Source organism: Brooklawnia cerclae, from assembly GCF_011758645.1.
Taxonomy (GTDB): Bacteria; Actinomycetota; Actinomycetes; order Propionibacteriales; family Propionibacteriaceae; genus Brooklawnia; species Brooklawnia cerclae.
This window is the reverse complement of the sequence record NZ_JAAMOZ010000001.1, coordinates 1,667,378-1,692,254: the sequence shown is the minus strand read 5'-3', so window position 1 is coordinate 1,692,254 and position 24,877 is coordinate 1,667,378. Positions and strand designations below refer to the sequence as shown.

General features: G+C 59.5%; 18 protein-coding genes, 4 tRNA genes and 2 pseudogenes. 16 read left to right on the top strand and 8 right to left on the bottom strand.

The genetic code is table 11. The features are described from left to right. Positions 1–170: 170 nt before the first annotated feature. Complete coding sequence (locus FB473_RS07820; RefSeq protein ID WP_167166199.1) at positions 171–1,223, bottom strand: DMT family transporter; 1,053 nt, start codon at positions 1,221–1,223, stop codon at positions 171–173. Positions 1,224–1,310: 87 nt separating this feature from the next. Continuing rightward, positions 1,311–1,385, bottom strand: a tRNA-Val gene (locus tag FB473_RS07815). Between the two features lie 228 nt (positions 1,386–1,613). Here FB473_RS07815 and FB473_RS07810 point away from each other — a divergent pair. The 4 genes from FB473_RS07810 to FB473_RS17965 all read left to right on the top strand — a co-directional run bounded on the left by FB473_RS07810 (position 1,614) and on the right by FB473_RS17965 (position 2,584). After that, positions 1,614–1,686 (top strand) — tRNA-Gly (locus tag FB473_RS07810). A 54-nt stretch (positions 1,687–1,740) separates the two neighbouring features. Further along, positions 1,741–1,811: transfer RNA gene (locus tag FB473_RS07805), tRNA-Cys, on the top strand. A 31-nt stretch (positions 1,812–1,842) separates the two neighbouring features. Then, a tRNA-Val gene (locus FB473_RS07800) sits at positions 1,843–1,914 on the top strand. A gap of 235 nt (positions 1,915–2,149) precedes the next feature. Beyond that, a complete protein-coding gene (locus FB473_RS17965; protein WP_243863505.1) occupies positions 2,150–2,584 on the top strand; it encodes a hypothetical protein in 435 nt (144 codons plus the stop codon). Here the strand turns inward: FB473_RS17965 and FB473_RS18600 are convergent. Both FB473_RS18600 and FB473_RS07790 read right to left on the bottom strand, forming a co-directional pair. Then, positions 2,504–3,535: pseudogene (locus FB473_RS18600) on the bottom strand (recombinase family protein); the annotation flags it as partial. The gene FB473_RS17965 and the pseudogene FB473_RS18600 sit on opposite strands and share 81 nt — an antisense overlap. A gap of 358 nt (positions 3,536–3,893) precedes the next feature. Continuing rightward, positions 3,894–4,508: a TetR/AcrR family transcriptional regulator gene (locus FB473_RS07790; RefSeq protein WP_167166197.1), complete on the bottom strand. Its 615-nt coding sequence runs from the start codon at positions 4,506–4,508 to the stop codon at positions 3,894–3,896. 215 nt (positions 4,509–4,723) lie between these two features. Between FB473_RS07790 and FB473_RS07785 the strand changes: the two genes are divergently transcribed. Beyond that, entirely contained in the window at positions 4,724–5,944 is a 1,221-nt protein-coding gene (locus FB473_RS07785; RefSeq protein WP_167166195.1) for a hypothetical protein, read from the top strand. Between the two features lie 146 nt (positions 5,945–6,090). On the opposite strand, the gene FB473_RS07780 is transcribed toward FB473_RS07785, so the two are convergent. Next, positions 6,091–7,731, bottom strand: a complete 1,641-nt coding sequence (locus tag FB473_RS07780) for a hypothetical protein (RefSeq protein WP_167166193.1) — start codon at positions 7,729–7,731, stop codon at positions 6,091–6,093. A gap of 238 nt (positions 7,732–7,969) precedes the next feature. Here FB473_RS07780 and FB473_RS07775 point away from each other — a divergent pair, with 238 nt between their 5' ends. Next, entirely contained in the window at positions 7,970–8,680 is a 711-nt protein-coding gene (locus FB473_RS07775) for a hypothetical protein (protein ID WP_167166191.1), read from the top strand. A gap of 606 nt (positions 8,681–9,286) precedes the next feature. On the opposite strand, the gene FB473_RS07770 is transcribed toward FB473_RS07775, so the two are convergent. Then, positions 9,287–10,738 (bottom strand): hypothetical protein, encoded by a 1,452-nt coding sequence (locus FB473_RS07770; protein ID WP_167166189.1) that lies wholly within the window; start codon positions 10,736–10,738, stop codon positions 9,287–9,289. Positions 10,739–11,147: 409 nt separating this feature from the next. On the opposite strand from FB473_RS07770, the gene FB473_RS18455 reads away from it, so the two are divergent. From FB473_RS18455 to FB473_RS07725, 10 genes and pseudogenes are all read left to right on the top strand, one after another. Beyond that, positions 11,148–11,423: a type II toxin-antitoxin system RelE/ParE family toxin gene (locus FB473_RS18455; RefSeq protein ID WP_208390479.1), complete on the top strand. Its 276-nt coding sequence runs from the start codon at positions 11,148–11,150 to the stop codon at positions 11,421–11,423. A gap of 105 nt (positions 11,424–11,528) precedes the next feature. Further along, the gene (locus FB473_RS07760) at positions 11,529–12,356 is read left to right on the top strand and encodes an SGNH/GDSL hydrolase family protein (protein ID WP_167166188.1); all 828 of its coding nucleotides are present in this window, start codon (positions 11,529–11,531) and stop codon (positions 12,354–12,356) included. 252 nt (positions 12,357–12,608) lie between these two features. Continuing rightward, positions 12,609–14,150 (top strand): polysaccharide biosynthesis tyrosine autokinase, encoded by a 1,542-nt coding sequence (locus tag FB473_RS07755; protein WP_167166186.1) that lies wholly within the window; start codon positions 12,609–12,611, stop codon positions 14,148–14,150. Between the two features lie 352 nt (positions 14,151–14,502). Beyond that, a complete protein-coding gene (locus FB473_RS07750) occupies positions 14,503–15,618 on the top strand; it encodes a glycosyltransferase (RefSeq protein WP_208390478.1) in 1,116 nt (371 codons plus the stop codon). Between the two features lie 77 nt (positions 15,619–15,695). Further along, a complete protein-coding gene (locus FB473_RS07745) occupies positions 15,696–16,664 on the top strand; it encodes a glycosyltransferase family 4 protein (RefSeq protein ID WP_167166184.1) in 969 nt (322 codons plus the stop codon). Continuing rightward, a pseudogene (locus FB473_RS18645) lies at positions 16,643–17,359 on the top strand (glycosyltransferase); the annotation flags it as partial. The gene FB473_RS07745 and the pseudogene FB473_RS18645, both read left to right, overlap by 22 nt. 216 nt (positions 17,360–17,575) lie before the next feature. Further along, on the top strand, positions 17,576–18,493 hold the full coding sequence (locus FB473_RS17955; protein ID WP_243863504.1) for a glycosyltransferase family protein: 918 nt from the start codon (positions 17,576–17,578) through the stop codon (positions 18,491–18,493). Then, entirely contained in the window at positions 18,462–19,493 is a 1,032-nt protein-coding gene (locus FB473_RS07735; protein ID WP_167166180.1) for a glycosyltransferase family 4 protein, read from the top strand. Before FB473_RS17955 ends, FB473_RS07735 begins: the two co-directional genes overlap by 32 nt. A gap of 113 nt (positions 19,494–19,606) precedes the next feature. Continuing rightward, a complete protein-coding gene (locus tag FB473_RS18595; RefSeq protein ID WP_167166178.1) occupies positions 19,607–20,560 on the top strand; it encodes a glycosyltransferase in 954 nt (317 codons plus the stop codon). 358 nt (positions 20,561–20,918) lie between these two features. Then, positions 20,919–22,187 carry an O-antigen ligase family protein gene (locus tag FB473_RS07725; RefSeq protein ID WP_167166176.1) on the top strand — a complete coding sequence of 423 codons (1,269 nt, stop codon included), beginning with the start codon at positions 20,919–20,921 and terminating at the stop codon, positions 22,185–22,187. Here the strand turns inward: FB473_RS07725 and FB473_RS07720 are convergent. After that, entirely contained in the window at positions 22,184–23,617 is a 1,434-nt protein-coding gene (locus FB473_RS07720; protein WP_167166174.1) for a lipopolysaccharide biosynthesis protein, read from the bottom strand. The two genes, FB473_RS07725 and FB473_RS07720, sit on opposite strands and share 4 nt — an antisense overlap. Positions 23,618–24,061: 444 nt before the next feature. Next, complete coding sequence (locus FB473_RS07715) at positions 24,062–24,658, bottom strand: polysaccharide pyruvyl transferase family protein (protein WP_243863854.1); 597 nt, start codon at positions 24,656–24,658, stop codon at positions 24,062–24,064. Positions 24,659–24,877 lie beyond the last annotated feature (219 nt).

The following is a 24,877-nucleotide window of genomic DNA, read 5'->3' as shown; positions in this document are numbered from 1 at the left end:
ATCGTGCGACGACGACCCCGACGGCGTCAGTCTGCGAGCGGGCATGCACGAAAAATCCTGCGGCGTCCGGCAGCACTGGATCGTCCGAGACGGCAGATTCTGGTAGCTGCTATTCGCCGGTTGTCGTGGTTGCCTGCCGGGCTACCGGCAGGGTTCTGCCGCGGGTTCCCTCATCGGGAGTGCGAGTGCCGATGGTGCGCGTCGGGGTAGTGCTCGTGTGAGTGCTCCAGGGCCTCGTGGGTGTGCTCGTGCCTGTGCCAGCCCGGCACGGCGGCCGGGACCTGCTCGGGGTGGCGGTGCTGATGATGCTCGTCGTGGGAGTGCCAGTGCTCGTGGACGATCGGTTCGTGGGTGTGCTCGTGGGCGTGACGCTCGGTCAGGTGAAGCCATATCCCGAGGCCCATGAGGCAGGCCGCGGCCACCAGGGGCCAGGTCACGGGCTCCCCGAGCGCCACGGCGATGAGCGCCCCGAAGAACGGTGCCACGGAGTAGTAGGCGCCGGTTCGCGCCGTGCCGATGTGCCGCATGCCGACGATGAACAGTGTGAGCGACACACCGTAGGCGAACAGGCCGATGAGCATGGCCCCGGCGATCGTCCAGCCACTGGGCAGGGTCGCGCCGAGGACGAGCGCGAGCACCAGGTTCACCGGTCCGGCGACCGCCCCCTTGACGGCGGCGAGCCAGGTGGCGTCGGTCAGTGCGATCTTGCGGGTGAGATTGTTGTCGAGACCCCAGCACAGGCAGGCACCGAGGATGGCGAGGGCCGGCCAGGGGGAGCCGAAGCTGGCGCCGGTCGGGACGCTCAGTACCACCGCACCGGCGACGATCGCCACCATGCCGAGGGCGATGCGCCGATCGAAGTTCTCGCGGAAGACGAACCAGGCGAGTAGGGCGGTGAACACCGCCTCACCGTTGAGCAGCAGGGACGCGCCCGAGGCGGGCATGTTCGCCAGCCCTGCCATGAGGAGCACGGGCGCGACGAGCCCGCCGAAGAACACGGCCCCGACCAGAGGTGGAATCTCGCGGCGCCGGATGTGCACGCGTGGAGCGCGGCGGACGATACGCCAGGCCGTGAGGCCGACCCCCGAGCCGGTGTACAGGAGGCCCGCGAGGAGCCACGAACTCACGTCACCGAGGAGGAGTTTCGCGAACGGGGTGCCGGCACCGAACAAGACTGCGGACGCCAAGGCGGCCTGGACGCCGACGTTACGGAGGCTTCTCATGGCATCGAGTATCGCGCATCGGTGGGGGACGAAAGGCCGGCAGAAGCGCGAGGAATGACGAAATCCCTGGCTATGCGGGGATTTCGATGGTGGGCGATACTGGGTTCGAACCAGTGACCTCTTCGGTGTGAACGAAGCGCGCTACCACTGCGCCAATCGCCCTCGCGGGGGTCAACGATAGCGGAAGACCCGGCGAAACCCATAATCCGGTCTGCTGGGCATACCGCCTTCGAGTACTCCCGCGTACTCCCGGGAACATGTGAAAGGAAGACGTTCTGATGCTCCGCGACACGCGTCGGAGAGGGTCGAGATCGGATTTGAACGCCGTGTGACACGTAGGCTATGGTGATCCATGCACCTGATCGAGGGGGTAAGTCCCCAAGACAGCATGCGGACGTGGCTCAGTTGGTAGAGCATCACCTTGCCAAGGTGAGGGTCGCGGGTTCAAGTCCCGTCGTCCGCTCGGGGAGGGCCTCGCGTCCCAGGCCACGGCTCTCACGTGAAGCGCTCCGGCGTTGGTGGGTTGGCCGAGAGGCGAGGCAACGGACTGCAAATCCGTTTACACCGGTTCGAATCCGGTACCCACCTCGATTGTCCTTCGGGATGACAACTACACAATGGGCGGTTGGCGCAGCGGTAGCGCGCTTCCCTGACACGGAAGAGGTCACTGGTTCGATCCCAGTATCGCCCACCCAAACATCCTTACGGGAACACGCGACATCGCAGGATGCGGTGTGTTCGTGTTCCGTCTCGTTGCCTCGTGCGGCGGCTGTGATCGTCGCGAACGGCTCAGCCAGCACCGGGTGTAGTTGTTCGTCCCCAGTGATTTCGAGCCGGGTGTAGAAGGCTTGGTTGGCGAGCCTGCGATTGCCGTCGTCGGAGTGCGCGTAGGCGCGGTGGGCGTCGGTGAGCAGCCGCAAGGAATCGTGGAGGAACGCACGCCCTCCCGCGTGGTGCTGGTCATGCTCGGCGAGGCGGCGGTCGATGTCCGCGAGTCCGGCCCTGATCCTGTCCTGGTGCCGTTTCAGGGTGGGGAGGTCTATCGCGTCGGCGAAGTGCGCGGCGAGGAGCTTGTCGCTCTCGGCTTCCAGGCGCGCTCGGTTCGCGGTCAGGTCGGCGAACTCCTGGTCGCGCCCAGTGGATCGCTCATCGAACGCCGCGTCCACTTTGGCGGCGAGGTCACGGTAGTCGGTTTCGCTGATCGTGATGGAGGCGTAGGAGTCCGCGACGAGGCGTTCGGCCAGGTGCACGGGGACGGCGCGGCGGGTGCAGGGGGTCTTCTTGGCGGCTCTCCCGGAGCAGACGAAGTAGGCGTAGGTGGTGCCGCGGGGGTTGGTGGCGAAGTCCAGCAGCATGCGTGATCCGCAGGTGCCGCAGTGCAGCAGCCCTTTCAGGTGATGCGCGTGGCGGACGTGCCGGGTTGCCCGGGCGTTGCGAGCCTTCAGCAGCGATTGCACCTTGTCGAACAGCGCGGGCTCCACGATCGGCTCATGCACTCCGGGGTGCAGGGCGCCCTTGTAGCGGATCACGCCTGCGTAGTACGGGTTGGTCAGCAGTGCGTAGAACGTCGCCTTTCCCAGCGGCTTGGACGGCCGCTTCGGGGACGGCACCGTGGTCAGCCCGCGGGCGGTGAGGTCGCGCAGCAGCTCGGCCACGGAGACGCCGCCGGTGGCGTACTGCTCGAACGCCGACGCGAGTAATGGTGCGCGTTCGGGATCGACTTCGACGGTGCGGACCTCGCGGCCGTGCTCGTCGGTGCGGCGGACGTTGAGATAGCCGACCGGGGCGCGCATCGGAGTGCCGCCCTGGGCGAGCTTCTGCGTGAGCCCCTTGGTGACCTCGGTGGCGAGGTTCCGGCTGTAGAACTCCGAGATCGAGGACATGATCCCGTGGACGAGCATCCCCGAGGGCGTCTGGTCGATCGACTCGGTAGCCGAGACAAGGGTGACCCCGGCAGCCAGGAGTGCCTGATGTATCTCGATGTCGTCGGCGCGGTTGCGAGCGAGCCGGTCCAGCTTGTGCACGATGCAGAACTTCACCGGGCTGGCGGCGATGAACGCGAGCATGTCCTGGAGCCCGTCACGATCCGCGGAACGGGCAGACTCGCCCGCGTCCACGAACTCCTGCACCACCCGTGCACCCAAGTCGTCGGCCTTGCGCTGGTTGGCTTCGCGCTGGGCGGGGATGGAGAATCCTTCCTCGGTGCCGCCGCGCTCCGCCTGCTCCCGCGTCGAGACACGCAGATACGACACCGCCAGCAGCGGCGGTGCGTCTGCCTCGGCAGCGGTGGTCGTGGGAGCGGTGATGCTCATGACGTGCTCCGATCAATCGGTTCACGCTGTTCCATCGTCTCCTCCATCGGACCGTTCGGCGAGGTCGGGCCGCGGGAGCCCGTAGGGGTCAGGCTCGCCGTTCAGGTAGGCGCGGTGCCGGACCTCGGCGATGTTCAGCACCCACTCCAGGAGGCGATCCACGTCGGGCTGCTCGCGCCGCGTCACCCGCAGCCGCAGGTTCCTCGCATCGCCGTTCATGCCAGGTAGGTGCGCACGCCCTCCCACGAGGCCGCACGCTCACCGGATTACTGCCTCGCGGATCGCCCTGTTTCGAGCTACCACGCATCTTGCAGATCGAGGTACAGACCTGTAGGTATGGAATTGTTCTGAAACCAGGCTAGCGCGGTCCCGCCGAATCCGACAGCGCGATCCTCGGAAGCCCGAGCAGGCCGCGACCGAGCGCCGCGGTCAGCAACTCGTTCGCACTCGCCTCGAACTCGGGAGCCAGCAGACGCGCCGCAGCGTCCGCGACCTCCAGGTCATCGTCGGGCTGATCGTTCCGAAGACCGAGGACGATCGTGGCCCGGACGTCATCGCACCACTGCTGGATCGCGGTCGCCAGCGGCTTGATCGCTCCGGTCACCGGGTCACCGAGCAGCCGGATCAACGCTTGCCCCTCTCTGCGTGCGAACAGCCGATCCAGCGACGCCGCGATGCCCGCGTGAATCACATCGGGGTCGGCGTCTGGGCTGTGCGGAGCTTGGCCTTCGAGGAACGCGATCGCGTGGCCGCGCATGTGGCTGATCGCGTCGAGCGCGAGGTCTTCCTTGCCCCGGTAGTGGTGATACAGGCTCCCGTGCCCCATCCCGGAGCGTTGCAGCACCATCGTGGGACTGGTCGCCTCGAACCCCCGCTCCGCCAGCAGCGCGCACGCGGCGGCGACGAGCTTCTGCTTCGAGTCATACGCCGGACGCCCCGGACCCCGCCGCTTCTCCACCACCACCGGCCCCATCCCGATCCTCGACCGCAATTCCATACAGACTAGTCCGGTGCCTCGTCTGAAAGACGTGTGCCTGCTCGCCTGAAGCAGTCCCATGCCACGGAGCTCCACCGCGTTCCAGGTCGTCCTGTCGGCCCCGTGGGCGCCTCGATGTTGGACTGTCCGACTCAACACTGCGGTGTCGGCGGTTCCCGATAGGCTGGCGCCACAATACGAGGGAGCAGGCGATGGCAGGTGAAATCGAGCTGATCAGCGACGGCGAGGGCGTCGTCGTGGTCGGCGAACGGTCTGTCGTAGAACGGTTCCTGGATCACGCTGGCCTCTTGATACAGGCACGGGAGTTCAGTCTGGGCAAGCTCGGTGACGTACTGAGGATCGGCGCTAACGCCTTCGAGACGGCCTCCGGCATCGTTGAGCAGTCGGCGTTGTACCTGAAGTTGACGCCCGAGTCTGCGAAGCGGCTCCAGGACGCGGGCGGTCTGATGAAGACCAAGACCAAGGGCATCAGTCACGCGATGCTCGGTGAGACGGGCAAGAAATCGCTCAAATGGCTCCAGGTTGAGGACGGGCCGGCCTCGTTGCTGACGAACCCGGCGGTGCTCTCCGGTGTGGGCGGGCTCGTGAGCCAGTTCGCTCAACAGGCCGAAGCGCAAGAACTCAAGGCGCTGCTGGTCAGGATTGACGAGAAGCTCGACGACGTGCGTCGTGCACAACGAGACGCGGTTCTCGCCAGAATGAAAAGCGCCGCGGATGCTATCGAGGAAGCCATGACCCTCCGGGAGCACGGCGGCGACCCGAGAACGCTGTGGGACAAGGTGAGCGGCGTCTCCGAGACGATCTTGAACGTACAGGAAGAGGCGTTGCTCGCGCTCCGTGCTCTCGCCGACAAGGTCGACGGGAAGCGCAACACCGGAGAGCTGAAGAATGTGACGCAAGAGATCGAGCGCGAGGTTGCGGTCCAGTTGGCGATCCTCGCGCGGTGCTTCGAACTTCAGGACGAGTTCAGAGTCGTTGAACTTGACCACGTGTTCGCCACAGCGCCAGAGAACCTCGAAGGTCACCGGCACGGACTTGGGGTTGCGCGCCAGAAGCGGCGGGCGAGCGTACTCGAAAACACGAAACGGTTGATGGCTCAGATGGATGCAGCCGGTGGCATCGCCAACGAGAACATCCTCCTCCACGCGAGAGCTGCACGATCCGTGATCGACTCCCTCAACTCCACCGCCGCAATCGTTGACGACTTCTACAGTCCACTCGGTATCGAGTCGACTCGCGACGTGCTCACTGCTACCCCGTGGCGCGAGGCGTTCCGAGACCCGCAACAGCGTAGGACCGCGGGCAAGGAAGTTGGACAGAAGGCGCTCGTCGGAGCCGGTTTCGTAGTCGGTGCTATTGGCCTGACGGCTCTCGCGGGGGCAGCAAAGAACGGCTCAAACTCCAGTGCTTGAACATCGTCACGCACGCCAGTGCGTTCCAACCGGCGCCCCACTTGATGTTGCTCAGGCCGATCGGCTCAGTGCGAAGAGTAGTGATTCCCGGTGTGCCGCCGCTGTCGAACTTTCCTCGCGGACAAAGCGGCTCGAAGGACTCGTGGCTATGACTTCGTATTCGGCATGAGGTAGTGCGGGCCGATGAACCCAACATGAATCTTCTTCGTCAATCCTGTGGTGTCGTCGTAGAAGTAGACGCGTGGCGCGAGATTGCCACCGCCCTCGGCAATCTTCAAGTGCGACAGCATCAGCACTCGTCCCGCCGAGTCGACGTCCGTCGAGACAGGCAGGACGCGCTTGTCAGACAACGAGGAGTTGTTCCGCACGGTAGTGCTTTCGGTCATTGACAGCTTCTTGGGCGTGGCGGGCCAGCCCATCGGCGGGTCGCTTTTGCACCAGTCATAGAAGCTTCCAGCGAAACCGGTGCTTCGGGCCTCGGCGAACGCAGCGAGTGCGCGAAATCCTCGCCATATGGTGTTCCCCCACGCTGTCGACTGCGGTGCTGTGTTGATCCCGTCCAAGTCCTGCGGTGCGCTGTCGTGGATGACCACCCAGTCGCTCAAATAGTCCATCGCGAGGATGATCGCCGTGTCCACACTGTCTGCTTCGTCGGGTACCCCAGAGCCGGGATCGTGCTGCGTCTCGTAGAACAGGTCGAAGATGCTGCGCTGCTCGAGTGCGCGGTGCAGGCGGTCAAGATGCCCGACCTTCATGCTCAGCTCACGCGACAGCTCTTCTTGGTCCTCGATGGCTGCGCGCGCGTCCCCGGTGGCGGCGTCCAGCTTCACTTGCTGGTCACGAATGATCGTTTCAGCGTCCTCGATCGACAGGTACTCCGACAAATCGACAGGAGCATGCGTCGGCATCGCGAACACATCGAACGCGGGGTCGGGGCGGCGCCGGGTCGAGAGCGAGCACACTCCGTAGACGATCCGGTCGATCTGCACGGACTCGCTTGCCTCGTCATCGAACAAGTTGCGCAGCGTATAGCGGTGCCGGTAACCCTCGCCGTCCACCACTGGTATAGGCGCGTAAACGCGGATGCTGCCATCCCATGCCGCCAACTGGCCGAGCTCGTGGCTGAACGCCTTCACGGCCTGACGATCGATCGTCATGACCGTCGCTACTCCGACGACGCGACGAGCGACTCGGTTGGCCCGGCGCCGCCATGCTCCACCGTCTTCGCTGTTCGGTTGACTCACGACGATGGTCGGCAAGGTCCGATCTGCGGAGCGCAAGTGCTCGACGAGGATCGGCACGCCATCGGCGGGGATGCTCAGGGATTCGATCTGCAAGCGGCTACCACCGAGGTGCGCGTCAGGGCTCGCGCCAAGTAGATCGTCCACGACGCGCGGCCGTCCCACTGACAACCGTACCCCGATAGCCCGGTCGGATTCGGCTTGATTCTCAACCCACACACGAGCCGTGCCATCGGAAGAAACCACGCGCACCAGGGTCGTCCATGTCATGCCATCCGATGTCTCGCGTGTGGTTCCTTCGAAGCCTTTTGGTGAGTCGGCGTCGCCAACGGCCCGCAGGCTGACGGAGCGCTCGACGGCGTAGTGTTGCTCATCCCCGTCGATGAGCCGTGTCCGGGTCAAGGTGACGGCAGCAGTGCCGTCTTCGAGGCTATGACCATCGGATTCCTCTACTGCCCACGCCGAGAACAGTTGACGTGTGCGAGCGAGATGCTCGGAGGGGCTATCGGACTTCGAAGCCCACAGCGCGCGGTAGAGGACACTCATGCTCCAAGTATCGTCGCGTGGGCGACATCCCGCGGCCCGGTCCGGATCCGACGACAGCCGAATGACCGAGGCGAAGTGCTCTGTAGCGATGTCGAGCGTTCGAGTTCTCCACAGCAGAGGGCGACGCTTCGAGTCGTCGGGTATGATTACGGTAATGCCCCGGTGGAGCGCTGGGCCTGGCGACAGGTCTACATCTCGCCGGGGCTTTGACATACCCCGTTGAGCCCGAGGGAGTGCCGTGCCCGACCCGAACCCCGACGCCTCCGGCGAGGTCGCGGCGGGCGTGTGGGTCGAGGAGTGGCTATCCGCACGGCGATTCGCCCGCTACCTCACCGAGACCGACGGGGACCGTACTCGGGCGCTGACCCTGTACGAGTGGAATCTGAAGCTCGGGGCGGCACTCATGCGCGACATCGCGCACGTCGAGGTCGCGGTCCGCAACGCCTACGATCGCACGATGCAACAGCGCTGGCGCGGAGCGCAACACTGGCTGCTCGACCCAACCTCCCCCGTACAGGCCCCGTTGTGGCGCACCCTGCGCGGGCGGCGAGTCGACCTGAACACTCGCAACAGGGCGAACATCGGCGACGCCGTCGCCCGCTGCGGCGGCACGCACGCGAAACCGGACGCGGTGATCGCGGAGCTGTCGTTCGGGTTCTGGCGACACTGCACCGATCCAGCGCACGAGAAGACCCTGTGGGTGCCCTATCTGCACCGCGCCTGGCCGAGGAAGACCGACCGGGCAGCGCTCGACCGCGCATTGGCGACGATCAACACCGCACGCAACCGCGCGTCGCATCACGAACCGCTGTTCGGCACGCGCCCCGGCCGAGACCTTTCAGCCGCACACCGCGAGGTGCTGCGTCTGCTCGACCTGTTGCTGCCTGAACTGGCCGAGTACGTCCGCGCGACCACGGCGATCCCCGCGATGCTGACCGAGCGTCCCTGATGCCGGCCACGTTCAGACGGCCCGCGTCTTCGCCCACACCGTTCCGCGGTGAATCCCGTACTGCTTCGCCAGCGCGTTCACGCTGACGCCATTCCCGCGGGCTGTTCGCATAGCGTCCACTTCCTCATCCGTGAGTCGTGTTCGAGGTCGTCTCCTTGGTTCCGCTGACGCCCTGATGAGCGGATCATCCGACTCGCTCGAAGGCCCGCTGTCCGCGACAGAGCCTTGAGTCCAAGCGGAAGCAAGCCCCTCCACGCGCTGTCGCCTGTTCCCGTAGTGCTCGGTCAGGTCCACCCAAAGTGGCCGCAAGCGGACGCTTGTGTCCCTCCCTTTAGCCACCCCTGTTGATCGGTCACCTTTACGTCGTTTGCGACCCCTCGTCCTCTCGCGGGGCTTGTCACGCGGACGCAACCCTGATTTCTGCACACCAGTCGCTCCGAATCGGGCCGGAAAACGCTTGCTCTGGCGTGTCGATGTGCACGGAGCAGGGTTGGCGGTGCGGACGACGGCACCACGGGGTGCGCGAGAGCAGCTGCACGATGCGTCACGACATCAGAAACCGAAGGACGCGCACCCGGTGCCGTCCGGTCACTCGCGGACGAGCGCTCACCTGAACCCCGCCCGGTAGAGACAGGGAAGATCGATGCGGCCGTCGCGGCGGTATTCGAGGACGCCGATGCCCGCGAGCTCCTGTATCGGGGCGTTCCAGCTCGAACTGACATGCGGTAGTAGTGGCCGCGGCCCGGTCGACCGACCGAACTGGGCTTCGGGAGGGCCTCCGGGCAAGGCATGCTGCCAGATCGCGATCAGTTGGTCTTCCCTGATCGGCGTGTGGTGATCGGTGAGCGGCTTGATTATCGTCGGCACCCAGGGATGGTTCTCGGCGATGTCGTCGGCCGCCTGGATGGACGCTGTCAGAACACCCTTTCGGATGCTGTCGCTGTGCAGAGCCCGCGGGAGCGGAACGTCGTCGTGCCGCCGCCACGAGTCGAGGGCTGCCGAGTCGATCGCTGTCAGGAACGACCGTGGCGACGTCCGTCTTCTGCCATCGGTCAGGTGGCTGTGGATCCAGGTGTAGGGGACGCCCCGGTTCCATGCCGTGCCGCGTCGAGGCGTCGCCGCCATCGTCTGACCGGCAAGTGCGCCGAACAGGTAGCGCTGAAGCGTCTCGTCGGAGTTGAGCGGCTGCGCCAGGTTCCAGACGCCGCCGGTGTGCGAGTACGCGGGGAAAGGGAGCACGCCCCGGGTGAGCGCCCGAATCGTGGCGCCGGCTGCGTCCGGAGCGTTTCCGAGGCGTTGCCAGAGCAGTCCATGGAGGTCTGGGGGAGCCCACGTGAGGTCAGCTCGTGGGATGAGGGGCCGCCAAGTGGGGGGAAGGCTCGCCACGACGCGCTCGAACTGATCGTCGCGCAGCAGCACTTTCATATGGAGGTTGGAGTACGAACGGACGAACAGCGCGGCAATCACCAGGTCGCGGACGATGACATCGGAGAGCCGGCGGTCTCTGACGATCGAATCCGTGTCGTCGAACACCACAAGCACATGCCGGCCAGACCTGCGGTATCGCTCCTGCACCCGCTCGATGTCGATCGTGACCTGCTGGGAGTGGTTGCGCGTCCAGTCCACGGCCATGGGCCAGCTGCCTAACGGGGCATAGGTGCTCGGCCCGAACGGCTGCAGGAACATGCGATGCATGATCGTCCGCCACACATCGATCGGCTGGAAGGGGGAGGAGGTGCCCAACAATTTGGTGAGCGTCTCATGGTCGGGCTGTGCCGGTGTCCGGGGCCACCTCTCGTATCCGATTCGTACGTCTGTGCGGGTGAGAACAGGTTCGACGCTTTCGAGGCGTACTCGCAGGAGCGGATCGCTGAGCGCCGACAGCAGGACAGACTTCCCCGATCCGCACCCGCCGACCACGAACGTGGCGTCGAGGCGCAGTGCCTGGGAGTAGCTGTGCGGTACGTAGATCGATCCGGGCTGCATGGGTTGCTCGGCAGCGCGCGATGTGAGATCCGCGGCGAGGATCGCTTCGCGGATCTCATCGGCTGGTGGCATCGCGGTATGGCCATCCCTTCGTCGTCCACAGTGCTTGGGCGACGCCAGCTGCACGGGGTGGCTTGATGCAAGCGAGACTCTGGTGAACGACGATGCGGGCTGGTCAGCCAACTCGCGTCGTTCGTGATGCCCAACGGGGCTCGTCCGCCATTCGACCGCTCGCGGAGACATAGCGGAAGTGACCCCCTCGCATGGTATAGGGAATGCCTCATTTATGGCCACCGGATTGGCTGCTGGAGCACGAGTGAGACGATCGCGCACGATCAGCCCGCAGCAGGCGATGTCGGGTCGAGGAGACCCTCGACATTCTCAGCGATCCCGAAGCGCTGGCCGATATCAGAGAAGCAGACGATGCGTACGCTCGCGGCGACGTCCTGCGGGGTGTCGACGCGGTCAGGAACCTCCGCAAGTGAGCGAAGGCTCTGCATTCGAGCTTGTTCTCACCGCACCCGCGGTCCGGGTGATCCAAACTCGGCTCCCGGAAGCCGTCGCAGCAGCAGCGATCGAGTTCATGACAGGGCCGCTCGTCGACGATCCGTATCGAGTGGGCGGACAGCTGCGCAGGGAGCTTTCTGGGCTGTGGTCAGCGCGGCGGGGCACATACCGGATCCTCTACCGCATCAACGATGATGCCCGCGAAGCTGTCGTCATCAAGATTGATCACCGCCGGGACGTCTATCGGTGATGTGGCCTGAGAGGACCGAGCACCGCCCCGAGTGAAAGCTCGCGCCTGTCAGCAGCCTCGCCGTATGGTGTCGGTGCTTCCCGGAGGCTTGTTAGTATCGTGGCCATGGCCCGCAGGTGGAACCCTCGTGACTGGTTCACGGACGATCTGCGCGCCAATATCGGCTTGGTCGGCGTCCCGGTGCTTGTGGTGGCGATCATCGCTTTGGTCGTCATGGCGTTCCAGATGCAGAGGTCTCAGCAGGCATCGGTGACCGCACGCGCACAGACATCGGTGACTTCCACGACGTCGGCTTCGGCGCCGGCGTCGTCCCACTACCCGTCGGCGTCGTCGGTCTCGCCGGCGACGCAGGCCTCCTCGGCGGCCGCACCGTCCACCACGCTGCCGGTGGCCGTGTTCGTGGGCGATTCCTACAGCCTCGGCGCCGGGGGAGACGGGACCAACTGGACAACCCTGCTCTCTGCGGCAGCGGGCTGGACCGAGGTGAACCTGGCACGAGGCGGCACCGGCTACACCACGGGATCGAACGGCTCCACCTGCGCACTCGACTATTGCCCGAGCTACCAGGAGATGATTCCCGAGGTGGCCGCCGCTGACCCCGACATCGTCGTGGTCTCGGGTGGACGAAACGACGGCTCCGGGTTCGACCGCGAGGCCATAGGCACCTTCTACTCGTCCCTGCGCGCCGCGGTGCCGGACGCGCGGATCATCGCGGTCTCGCCCCTGTGGGACAGCGAACCGACCCCGGACTGGCTGGTAACCCTCGAGGAGGACGTGAGATATTCGGTGACGACGTCGGGAGGGGAGTACGCCGACATCGGCCAGCCCCTGCTCGATCATCCCGAGCTCATCGCGACCGAGGGCGTCTACCCGAATGCGGAGGGGTACACGGTGATCGCCTCCGCGATCGAGAACGTCTTGGGGGTTGGTTAGCTGTGTCTGAGCAGCGCCAACAGGGCGGCTGTGTGGTGTTCAACAGCGGATGAGCTTGCCAAAGCTGCTTCGACGCGCAGTACGAGACTAGCCAGAAGAGGCGGGAACTGTCCGGGACGGCTTAGCCTCCCATCGCGGGTGTCTGCGTACTGTTACATGAAAAGTCGGGCTCACAAGCTAAGCTGACCTTGATAAAGCAAGATGCCCCCACCCGCTCGCTGTACTTAAGGGGGCCACGATCCGGGAGGCACAGTGACGCTTGAGGACTTCCTGAAGCTGGCCCTTCGCAACATTGGGACCATTCTGCTGTGTACCTTCGTCGGTGGGCTTGTAGGCGTCGGGGTGCTGAAGATCACCCCGATCACCTATACCGCGCAGTCGACTGCCTATGTACGGGTGTCGCTGCCTGAGGACGACTCGACGTCCGCCTACTACAGCGCATCGCAGCTCGCACTGTCGAAAGCGAAGGCATTTGTGCCAGTGTTCACTTCGACTCCGGTTGCGGAGGCTGTGATCAATGAGCTTTCTTTGAGCGAGACTCCGGCAGCGCTGGCATCCCGGGTCTCGGCAACGAGAGCCACAGACAGCCTCACAATTGAAGTATCTGCGAGCGCGTCGGACCCCGACCTCGCCCAATCAATCGCCGACGCGGTCGTTAAGGCTGCGGGTGAACAAGTCAAGGTACTGGAAGGCGACTCCTCGCCGGTTGAGGTCGTGCCTATGGCTTCGGCAGCACTATCGTCAGTCACAGTGAAACCACAGCCTATGCTGTACGTCGGCATAGGCTTGTTAGTTGGTCTTGTGATAGGAATCGGCATCGCTGTTGTGCGGGACCAGCTAGACACAACGCTGCGCACAGCAGAGGACGTCGAACGAGGATTCAACGAGCCGGTGTTGGGGGTATTGCCGCGGTCGAAGGTGCTCAGTCGCGCGCACCCCGACCTGCAGGGGGATTTCCGCGCTAGCGAGGCGCTCCGTAAACTTCGTACCAACTTAAGGTTCGTCAACATCGATCAAGAGCTACGTTGCATCGTTGTTACATCGCCGCTAGCTGGTGAAGGTAAGTCATCGGTGGCCTCGAGTCTGGCACGTGTAATGGCGCTAGCCGGTCAGGAGGTGCTGCTGATTGATGCTGACTTGCGCAGGCCGACAGTGGCCAGCACCTTCCAGGTCGCCAAGGAGATCGGGCTTACTCAGGTACTTGCAGGAGCCGTTCCGCTTGAGGACGCCGTTGCATCAACAGAGACCACGGGGTTGCATGTGCTGCCCGCTGGTGAGACGCCCCCAAACCCCTCAGAATTGCTCGGATCGCAGCGCATGAAGGATTTGCTGGAGTTTCTGCGCTCGTGGTACTTCGTTATTGTTGACGCGCCGCCGTTGTTGCCAGTGACCGATGGGGCGTTGCTTGCGAAAAACTCTGATGGTGCGTTGGTGGTGGCTGCCGCACGTAAAACCGGCACAGAGCAACTTCATCGTGCTATCAGCAATGTTGAACAGGTTCAAGGGCATGTGCTCGGTATCGTCCTGAACGGCGTAGCCTCCGGGAGGTTCTCGCGGCTCAAGTATGGAGACCCAGAGTATGGGTATGGGCTTCACTATGACCGGTATGGTGAGTATCGAGCAACAGAAGCGAAAAAGTCATCGCAACCAGGATCGGGGCCGAACGGCGATGAACCTAGGCACTTCGACGAACACATAGATGTTGTTGGGAGTTCGGCTTCGATCAACGGAAGTCATCCTGACACTTCGACGCGAATGGAAGCATCATTACGGCGGGGCAGTCACTCGGCGTAGCGCGCCTGCTCTCAAAAGGAATTGAGCGATCTTTGTGCGTCAGAAGCCGACGAGCTCAGGGCCTCGTAGTTGATCTATGCTACGGAGCGAGGCTGAAGGTTGCCCAATATGGCGGGCGCGAGTGCGTCATAAGTCACGGATTCGCTTCGGTGTTTCCTGTCGCGTTGATGGCTGCGTGTCTGAGCCGTCAGCTTGGGTATATCGAATCACTGGGCGGCACCGGGAGGCATGCTCCACGCCATCTTTCTCATGTACCGGCGGGGACAGGCACGCATCATGCGAGGATCAAGGTTATGCTGAAATGAATATTCAGGTATGAGACAAAATTTGATTCTGCGAGAAGGCTGAGAAGTTGAAAACTAATCCAACTGCGGTCATCATCGGAACACGGGGGTATCCGAGCTACTACGGGGGCTTCGAGACTGCCGTGCGTCAGTTGGCGCCATTTCTTGTGGATGCGGGCTGGGATGTGACCGTCTACGGCCGTGAAAAGAGTGTGAGACGGGACGACCCAACGCGTGACCGGCGTGTCAGGTCAGTATTCACTCGTGGCGTGGAGAGCAAGTCAGCGAGTACTCTTTCTTTCGGTCTAACTTCTGTTCTCCATGCAATGTGGAGGAAGCCTTCTGTTGCTTTGGTTATGAACGTTGCAAATGGCTATTGGTTGCCGCTTTTGCGTCTGCGAGGTATCCCGACCGTTGTAAACGTCGACGGGATAGAGTGGGAACGTGAGAAATGGAACAGACTAGGGCGGGCGGTTTTCAAGCTGGGGGCGCGGATGACAGCTCGCTTCGCCAAGGTGATCGTATGCGACTCCATTGAGATCGCTCGCCGGTGGCGAGAAGAGTTCGGACGCGAGAGCGTCATCATTGCCTATGGCGGAACGTTCCGTCCACGAAGCGCGCTACCCCCACTGGGGCTTCCATCGCGACGCTATGTCTTGTTTGTCGCGCGTTTTGTTCCTGAAAACTCTGTGCAGCAATTTCTCGAGGCGGTTCCAGCCATCGCCAAGCAGGCCGATGTCGTCATCGTTGGAAGCTCTGGTTACGGGGGAGTGGTCGACGAGCAAGTCCAGGCCTTGTCCGCTGCCAATCCCCGCGTGCATGCCCTTGGACAAGTGAGCGACGACGATCTGCTGTTCGGACTTTGGGAACATGCCGGTGTGTACTTCCATGGGCATAGCGTCGGCGGAACGAACCCCGCATTGGTTCAGGCTATGGCGTGCGGAGCGCCGACGGTGGCGCGTGACACGGTGTTCAATCGTGAAGTATTAGCAGAGCATGCTGAGTTCGTGCAGCCTAACGCCAATGAGATTCAAGAAGCCGTGCTTGCCTTGTTAAGCAATGTTGGTCGCGCGGAAGTTCTTTCGCGAGGGGCTCAAGAACGAGCGCATAAGGAATACTCTTGGGAGAAGATCAATCACTCTTACGAAACGACGCTTCGCGAGGCTAGTAGGCGGCAGAGTTGACTACTTTGAGGATGATACCCGAGCTTCGTTCAGCCCATGTTGAGCGTCATGATAGTTGGGGTATAGACGAGGTGGTGATGTATTACAAGACTAATTGGGATCTGACCAGAATTCCGATTTCGAGAAACTTTATACCTTTCTCATTTCCCACCCTCATCCGTTTCCTCTATCGCTCCGAGATCCGTGTCGTTGAGATTCCCGAGCCACTCTGGATTCGTGAATCAGTAAGGACGTTTATTTCTGCTTTTATTGTGCGAATCTTAAAGCCCAAAACGCAAATTGTCGCATATTGCATCGAGAATAACGAAGTTGCGAATATTCTGGGTTTCCCAGATCCATTCCGACAACTTCTTACTTCACCGATCGTCCTTTTAATGAGGTGGTGTATAGGGCTCACGGTTGACCGGTTGGCATATGGCAGCTGCGGTGCACAACAGACCTACGAGTCGTTATCGCTCCCCCAACGTGTACGCACCCGTGTGATCTTGGAACTGCCAGCTGCAGCCCCAACACGGACCTCTGGGGATCCTAAACATGTACTTTTCGTCGGCCGTTTGGAAGCGCGCAAGGGCGTTAAGGAACTAATGATGGCTTGGGAACAGATAGTACGTTTTGACGACGACGCAGTCCTGACGATTGTGGGTTCGGGTCCTCTGCGTGAAACCATTGAAGAATGGGTGGAGGGTGCCCCCAAACAGCGCAGATTCGTTGGGCATGTCGAGCACGGGGACCTCATCACCTGGTATTCATCTAATAGGATTCTCGTTGCTCCCTCTATTAGGTCCGGTCGGTGGCGTGAGCAAATTGGGCTGCCGGTCAAGGAAGCTCTTTCCTACGGGCTTACGGTTGTATCTTCCGCAGAGACGGGGCTCGCTTCTTGGCTGCAGGCGAACGGCCATATGGTTGTCGAGGATGTTGCGGCTTCGTTGAGCATTGCACTTATGCGAGCTATGTCCGCACCGCTTGATCAGGGTGTGGTGCAAGCGAGCCTACCCGCAGTGGAAGGTCGAGAGGAGGCTGATCGGTGGTTGAAAAATCTGAACTGATTGACGACGTATGGGCGATTGTTGTTCACCACAAGCGCTTAGATACTATCGGCTCAGTCGTCCGGGTACTACTCGACGAGGGGATCCCCCCCGGTCATCTCATGGTCGTAGACAACTCGGATGATGAAACTGTGCTTGCGGCGCTTCAGGCAGGGCTGCCGGAAGGGGTTGTCGTGGTCGATGTAGCAAATCGCGGATATGGGGCAGCAGTAAATGATGGCCTCCGTAAGCTTCGCCTGCGTGGGACGGTGCCCCAATATTTGCTTGTAGCGACTCACGAAGTTCGTGTAGAGCGCGGGAGCGTTCGCAAGCTTCGAGCGGCTCTTGTACAAGACAATAACTTATCGGCAGTTGGGCCCACTCTCTTATCATCCGAGAAAGACGGTTCGACCTTTATCTGGTCGGCGGGCGGGTATTCGACGCGAACCGGAACTCTGCGGCATTACGCACACCGGTCTTCCAGTGCATGGACGGGTCATCCGATCGAACATCGCGAATGGCTTGATGGAGCCTTTGTGCTGTATCGAGCATCTGCTCTTCCTTCGAAACCTTTCGATGAGAGCTTTTTTATGTATATGGAAGAAGTGGATCTGCACCGGAGGCTCGGCTATGCCGGGGGGAAACTAGGTTGGGTTCCTGAGGCCAGAGTGTGGCAAAGCTCGGATGGAGTACCGCCAAGATACTTCGGACGTAACACGCGCTTGCTTGCCCGCAAGCATCATTCATTTGTATGGCGTCTTTGGGCCGTACCCGTAATTGTCACCCGGCGAGCGCTGAGCCTGGTTGTGCACCGTCGTCCTTACGAGCTTCGTCAGTTAATTGCTGGTTGTCTTGAACCCCTTCCCTCGCGCGAAGAGCGTCTAGTCATCGTTAACCCGCTTGGTGCTGCACTGGCTCACTACGGAACTGAGGTGCGACAGATCTGCTCAGAGAGCAACATCGCAGCTGATGAGATTGGACTCATGGAGCCATCAGCATCGGGGAGATCTCGATTTGGCTGGCTCGGTAGCTATCTGTCGGCTATCTGGCGTGCGAAGAGAATCGCGGGATCGACCCCGATTGTCTCAGTCTGGCCTGTGATTGGGCACCTCGATCGCGTAGTTCTCTCGCTCCTCGCCGGACGAAGCTACCTTATCATCCACGACCCACTCCCTCTAGTCGCTGCGGTCGGATACGGTTCGCTTGCGCGGAGAATAGGAAGGAGCTTTGGTAGAACCTCCATAGTCGTTCACAGCAAACAGGCCGCGCGGGAACTTCAGAGAGGCGGCGAACCTGAAAAGGCCATTGTCTTCCTGCCTCACCCGATATCGGTGGGAACCGAGAGTGTCCGTGCCGCTCATCTCCCTGGAGTCATATCCGTCATGGGGCAATACAAACCGGACAGAGACGTCGAACTCATGGAAGTCCTTGCGGCGAGGTCGTCCGGTAAGTGGGATTTTCGCGTTTTCGGACGAAACTGGCCAAAGGTGTCCGGGTGGAAGGTTGATTCGCGATTCCTCTCGGAAGATGAATTTGATAGGCATCTGCGGGAGTCCTCTGTCATCCTGATCCCCTACCGACGCTTTTATCAAAGCGGTGTCGCGATCCGAGCACTGGAGGCAGGAACTCCGGTCGTGGGGCCTCGCGACTCAGTGCTTGACGTCATCCTGGGTCCTGACAGCGTGCTGACAGTAGGCAGTCAAGTTGAGGAGTGGGAGACGGCTATCACAAGTGCTTTGGCTCTGTCTGAAGAAGAAATCACCCATATCCAGTTGTCCTACGCCAGCCGCGTTCGAGAAGGATGGAGGGAGTTCGTTGATGAGTTCTTCGTTCCGAACAGACGTCACTAATTATTATGATCACGATTTGACGGTAGTCACATTATCTAAGGAGCTGGGAAGTAGTGCGTGGATGGAAATGGATCAGGTCGAGCGAGTGATAAATCTCGCCTGGGCTTCTCCAAGCGGAAGACGATTCGGTCGACTTTCACTAGGCCTAGGTATTGACTCCCTCGCCATTGCAGTGAAAGCACGCGTCTTTCAAAATTCCGGCGCCTATCTGGTCACAAATCCGTGGATCGCCTTCTTCCTTTCTTACCTTACTCGCCGACCGCTCTTTGTAACAGGCATTTATGCATCGCCCGGATCACGTAGTTGGACTTGGCTAATGCGAGCTTTGAAGGAAGCAATGATCATTACGACGGCACATATCGAGGCGGAGAACTGGTCGAGGGCTGGGGGACATGCCGTGTCGGTGTTGTATGGGAACAATTTTCCATATGATATGGATATCGAGCCAACAGATTCTACTGACCGAGTTCGAATCTTCGTAGGAGGTACGTCCGACCGCGACATGCAGCGTGTCGCTCAACTGGAACAAGAGGTTCTCGAATCTGAACTCAATGTTTCTTTAGATGTCGCCGTTGGAGGCCAAGAACTTAACCTTGCGAGAGGCGGTGCCCGAGTGCATCATTTAAGACAGCTGTCGCAAGAGGAGTTTGGTCGGCGTATGGCGTCGGCAGATGTGGTTTATCTTCCTTTGCGGAAAGATTCGTGCCGCGCAGCGGGGCATATGATCACTGTTGGGGCACTACAGGTGGGAACGCCTGTGGTGTATACACGCAACATCGGAATGGCCGAATATGATGATGGGCGCTTTGTTAGGCGTTTTTTGCCCTCGGACTCTCAACTCGAAGGTCTCTTGAATATGCTGAATTCAGCTCCCGGACGCGACGAGACGCGAGCGTACTGGCAACAGAATTTCAGTAGGCAAGCGTATGTGAGGCACGTCGGGGAAGTAATCCGTCAATCTCGGCATAACAGCGACATAGAGGACGGGATGCAACTTTGACGGAGGCTAGCAATGACCATATACACCAGGACACCGGTATAATTCGTGTCCTCGCTTGGCCTGCACCAAGTTCGGACGATCCTAACCCCTATGTCGCGCTTTTGTATGGCAACATGAGTGGGATAAATTTGACCGGGTTTTCTTTACTTGGATCCATGCGAGGCAATTATGACATATGCCATATGCATTGGCCTGATTGGGTGATCGTACCAGCTTCGCCGTGGCAGGCTTATTCACGCACTTTCCTACTTATGATCTCGCTTGCTGTGCGGAAAGCTCGTGGCACGAAGATCATTTGGACAGTTCACAACCTCAAACCGCATCAATATCGCTCAGCCCTGCGCGAACGAATTCTTTACACAGGGCTTTCGCATCTAGTCGACCATCAGATTCATCTGACGGAAGGTACCTCTTATGAGATGGAGCATCTAGTTCACCCCTGCCGAAGGACGCCAAGTACGGTCATCCCTCACGGGCTCCTCGCGAATCCGCAATCGTTTCCTGATAAATTAGACGCACGACTAGAGCTAGGGCTAGAAGAAAGTTGTAGGATCTACCTATTTTTTGGCGGCATTGATGAATATAAAGGAGTCGATGCACTCATCGAAGCTTTTCGTAAGTTTCCAGACACTGGTTCTCGACTTATTGTGGTCGGCAAGCCTTCTTCTAGAACTATCGAGCGAAGCCTGGAGAACTTAGCGGATGGAGACCGGAGGATCACTCTGGATCTTAGATTTCAGAGACCGAGTGAACTGCGACGCATAATAGCTGCATCCGACGTCGTAACTTTGCCTTATAGAACTGGGTTGAATTCAGGAAGTGTCTATTTAGCTCTAGCCGCGAGGAGACGAGTTCTGGTGCCGTCCACTCCCACTTTCGAGGCTGTTGCTCGTCAGGTAGGTTCTGGATGGGTTCATACTTTTCGAGGTAATATTGCATCTCGGGACTTCGAACGCGTGGCCATCTCCTCGACGTCAGAACCTTCGGTTCCGCACGTACCTTCATGGTTAGATATTAGTGAGCAGACTAGAGCGTTATATTGTCGTCTAGTCGCCTGTGGGTCCTAGCCGACTCGGCCTGACGAGTACACGGATCGACTCATCGTATCTACAGGGTATTCTTAGCATTATTCGGAGGTGCACCCGATTTTCAGAGCCGCATTACTCGCCGTCTAGCCGTCGGCTATGTCTCACAACGATGACCCCTCAGCTATGTGGAAGTTGAGGGCTTGCTGAAGCACTGGGGGATCTTGGTTGCGTTTTGCGGCAGCAGCTGGGACAAGGATGGCGTAGGCGCCATGCTTCGAGCGGGGTAGCCTAGAAGACAACTTCTTCGAACAAAGCCAATCAGTGACGCAATGCCGTTGTCGGATCGACTCGGCTCAGTCGAATCGCTCGAGCGACATACAACCTGTACGCTAGCGGTATGCTTCAGGTTTTGGCAGCATGCCTCCTCGGTACGGTCGGTCTGTTACTTCTAGTCACTTATCGTTCAGATCGACTGGCAGCGCTTGTGGCCACCTTCGAAATTTGCGCCTATATCCTCGTGCCGACCTTCTATCTGGGGCCAGTCACGTCGCTGCGATCTTTTCTGCTTGCGTCTACAGTCGGGATGACAATTGTGCTTCTCGCAAGACGGCACATTGCATCGGCGAGGGTCATGGGTGCGTGGCTCTATCTCGCATATTTTTTTGCAATACTTACGGCCAGTGTTCTCAATCTTGGACATTCGAATTTGGGCCTCTATGTAAATGCGATGGTTCCCGGAATGGCGGTGCTCCTTGCTGCTCTTTGCGCCGACGTCTTTGAAAGGCAGATCATCCTTCGAAACTTGGTTCTGCTCGCCGGTCTTGAAGCCGCCTATGCGGTCGGGGAAGCGGTTGGCGTGCTACCGCGTCTCTGGTCGAACACCGTCGTTTATCCGCATCAACTCGTTACCGGACTCACCCGCGCGGAAGGAACGCTCGGGCACCCATTAATGCTTGCATTCCTGCTCTTGGTCGCCTTGAGCTTCTCGTTAAGAGGGTTCGGTTCACCTGGACCTATGCGCTTAATCCTCGTTCCCCTCTTGCTTGCGGGGCTATTTGCAACAGGAAGCCGGTCGGGACTTGTCATCGCCATTATCTTCATGATCTTCACGATCGGTCGAGGTTTCACAAGAGTTGTGTTTGGCGTACTTGTTTTTATTGGACTTGTTGCATTCCTCGTGATAACTGGATTCTTCGAAGGGAATGTTGTATCGAACTTTCTTTCCGGAGATTCCGTCGGACATCGTAGCGGTGCGCTAGAAGCGGTGCCGGGGTTGTTGACGCATCAGCCTTTCTTGAATGTCATGCTAGGAAATGGATTCTATTCAGCGTCGTCGGTGTTTCAAGCTGGCCTATTACAGTCCGGGACATTTTACGCGATCGATAACCAATTTGTCTTAACCTTGGTCGAGGGAGGAGTGGTTACTGTCGTCCTTCTCGCCAGTTTTATGACTCGTATCCTGCTGGTCGGAAAGAAATCGAGGTTGCCTATAATGGCAATCTTGTTTTTCTTCTTTACGTTTGATCTTCTCGCATGGTCAGTCGGGAGTGCGGTGGTCGGTCTAGTTGCAGCAGTCGCATTATCGTCGCCGTCTGGCGACTCCGCAGAAGGGAATCAGAAATCGTTGGTTGAGAGGGAGTTCCACACATTTCCACGTAGTAGTTAACCACTTTTTTTGAGAGAATGAAAAATGCGGACCACGTCTGCGCGAAGGGAACGGAATGCGAACGTGCCGAGAGCAATTCCTACGAGCCAGATCGCGAGACCAACGGCGATACGGATCCAGGCATTTTCGGTGGAAAGAAGGGAACCCGTACCAAATGTTACGATCCCAAGAGTCAAGTTTACAGCGAACGGAAGCAACATCGCTCTCAAAAAGGAGGTCGCCGAAAGCCCCGCCCGTGGTACCGCTAAGAGAGTCATTACAAGCCAGTTTATGATGAGCCCTGTGGCTGACGCAACAGCAATTCCGAATGCGCCAAAAGGCAGCCCTATGAACATGAAAGCCGCTATCAGTATACGCGTAACGATTGAGAATTTTAGCTGCATTCCCGTTTTCGCACGCGCAAGCATGGCCCAGTAGTAAACGTTTCCAACGACCTGAAAGTAGCCGCCGACTGCGAGGACCGACAGTAGGGGGACCGCATTGGCCCAGGTATCACCTAGCACGACTTCTATCACGGAGGAGCTGTTCGCGGCGAAGAACGCGAGCGTTCCTCCTACCGAATACGAAAGTATTCGCAGGGCTGTGTTAAGTATGTCTTGCATTGCTTTAGTATCATTTTGTCGTCGTGAGAGAGTCGGCAACATGACCCGAGTCAGCGGCGTCGCAATTTGTTGCGACGGAATTTTATAGAGTTGGTCGGCACGGTTGTAAAGTCCGGTCTCTACTGCTGTCCCGGTGCGTCCTAGGAGGATTGCAGGCAGGTTCCCCGTGAGATACGTTAGCAGTTGTACACCAAAGGTGTTCACTCCGAAGATAATGAACTCCCTCATTGGCACTCGGGAGGGAAGTCTCGGATACCAGTCAGATGCTATCAATGTGATGACGAGGATGACCAAGGGGATCGTGAGTTGTTGTGCGACTAGCGCCCATTCTCCAACGTCGAATACAGAGGCGAGAATTATGGCGACGGTTAGTCCTGAGATCTGGGGAAGCACATCAAGTAAAGCGAGCAGACGAAATCGCATGGAGCGTGCGAAGTTCGCAAGGAATTGGGTTGTTGCGCCCTGGATCAGCGCAGCCAGTGCCAGAGTGATCACTATCCATCGCAGCTCTGGATGCCCGTAAAAGGATGCTATCCAGGGAGACGCAATAATGAGAATTGTGGCAACAAAGGCGCCAATAGCGATATTGATCCAAAAAAGGTTGGAGCGTTGAGCATTGGAAATTTCTTTTGCTTGGATCGAAGCTGAAGAAAATCCAAAGTCTCCAACAACGTTTGCCATGCCTGTGATCGCTACGACCATCGCATAGAGTCCGAACTCGTTCGGGGTTAGTAAGCGAGCAAGGATGACCAACCCAATGGCCTGGGTCGCGAACTTCATCCACTGCCCAAGCAACGTCGCGCGTGCGCCGTCTGCGATGCTGGTCAAGGTGTGCTTCCTCACTGCTTGGAGCTAGCGCTGCTCCCGCTTTACGTTGAACGACCCGCCGCAATATTTTGGCGCTCCGCGAGTCTTCCGGTTGGGTAATGCTTCTACTGTCGTGATGCGTCCGTGCGATAGGGAATCTGGGCGGCGCAATATTGCTGCTTTGAAAGGTTTCCCTATCTATTATTGCCATATTCACCATTGCTGCGTCAGGGTGTGCCAGTTGTTCTGCTAGGTATTCGCGATAATAACATAAGCATGTTAGGGGCTCTTTCGAGGCTGGGAGGTCAGTTCCATAACGTTTGCGAGCCTAGCCGTATCAGTTTGACTGACAGCTGGCCTTTTTTGGGGTAATCATGCTGAGTTTCGGCGGCCCTTACTTCTGCTTAGCCGGAATTGTTTTACGAATTTCTCGTCGTGATAGTTGCAATGATGTCGTTGTGAAACTCATCCTTTCTCGAAAAGGTGTCGTGGAAAGGCTTCTATTAAACCGTTTGGCTTCTCGGCGTATGGCTCAATTCCGCCAATTCGGATAGCCTGTTCGACATTTTCAGCAGGCGCGGGTGCATCTCGTCCGGTTCCTTCGTAGTAATCGATGTATTTGAAAGGACTTTCGACGGATGAAGTCACCCAGCGCGACGGCACCCCCAATACATCTGCGAGGATTAGCGCGTGTAGCGATGAACCGACCACGAGTTCGCTGGTCGCGATTTCCCGAGCGACTGTAAGAGGATCTTGAAGCGGCGATACGAATCCAGGATGACTGCGATAAGTTGATATATCGTTCAGATTCGGGATCACGGTAATCCTGCGCGTCTTCTGTTGTGTATTTAGCTGGAAACGCTTATCTACTTCAGCAAGCAGAATTGCCGGATCGCCAAAAACGTGCGGTACGTTGAAACCATGTTGCGTGAGAACGCCCCAGGTACGCGGGCCGCGAACTGCATAGATCTCCACCTCGTCAGGCTTCACCCGAATTGGATCGGGAATTTTTCCATTGATCCCGGTTCCCCAAACATGATCCCCGTGTCGCAGGAAGTGCATCACAGATCCCACTGTGACGAGCCGTTCCGTTCGCTCGGCATCTTCAGGTGAAGGCAATCGGAGGCAAGTCGTCATACCCCGCACTACGATAGGGCCAAGTTCATCTCCAAAGTTGGCGTATTTTCTGCGCGGTGACCACCGGCGGACTAGCGGAAGATCGAATACAGGCCTGCTCGGTTCCCATCTGTAGAGCGTGACTGTCACGAAGCACTCCTGCCA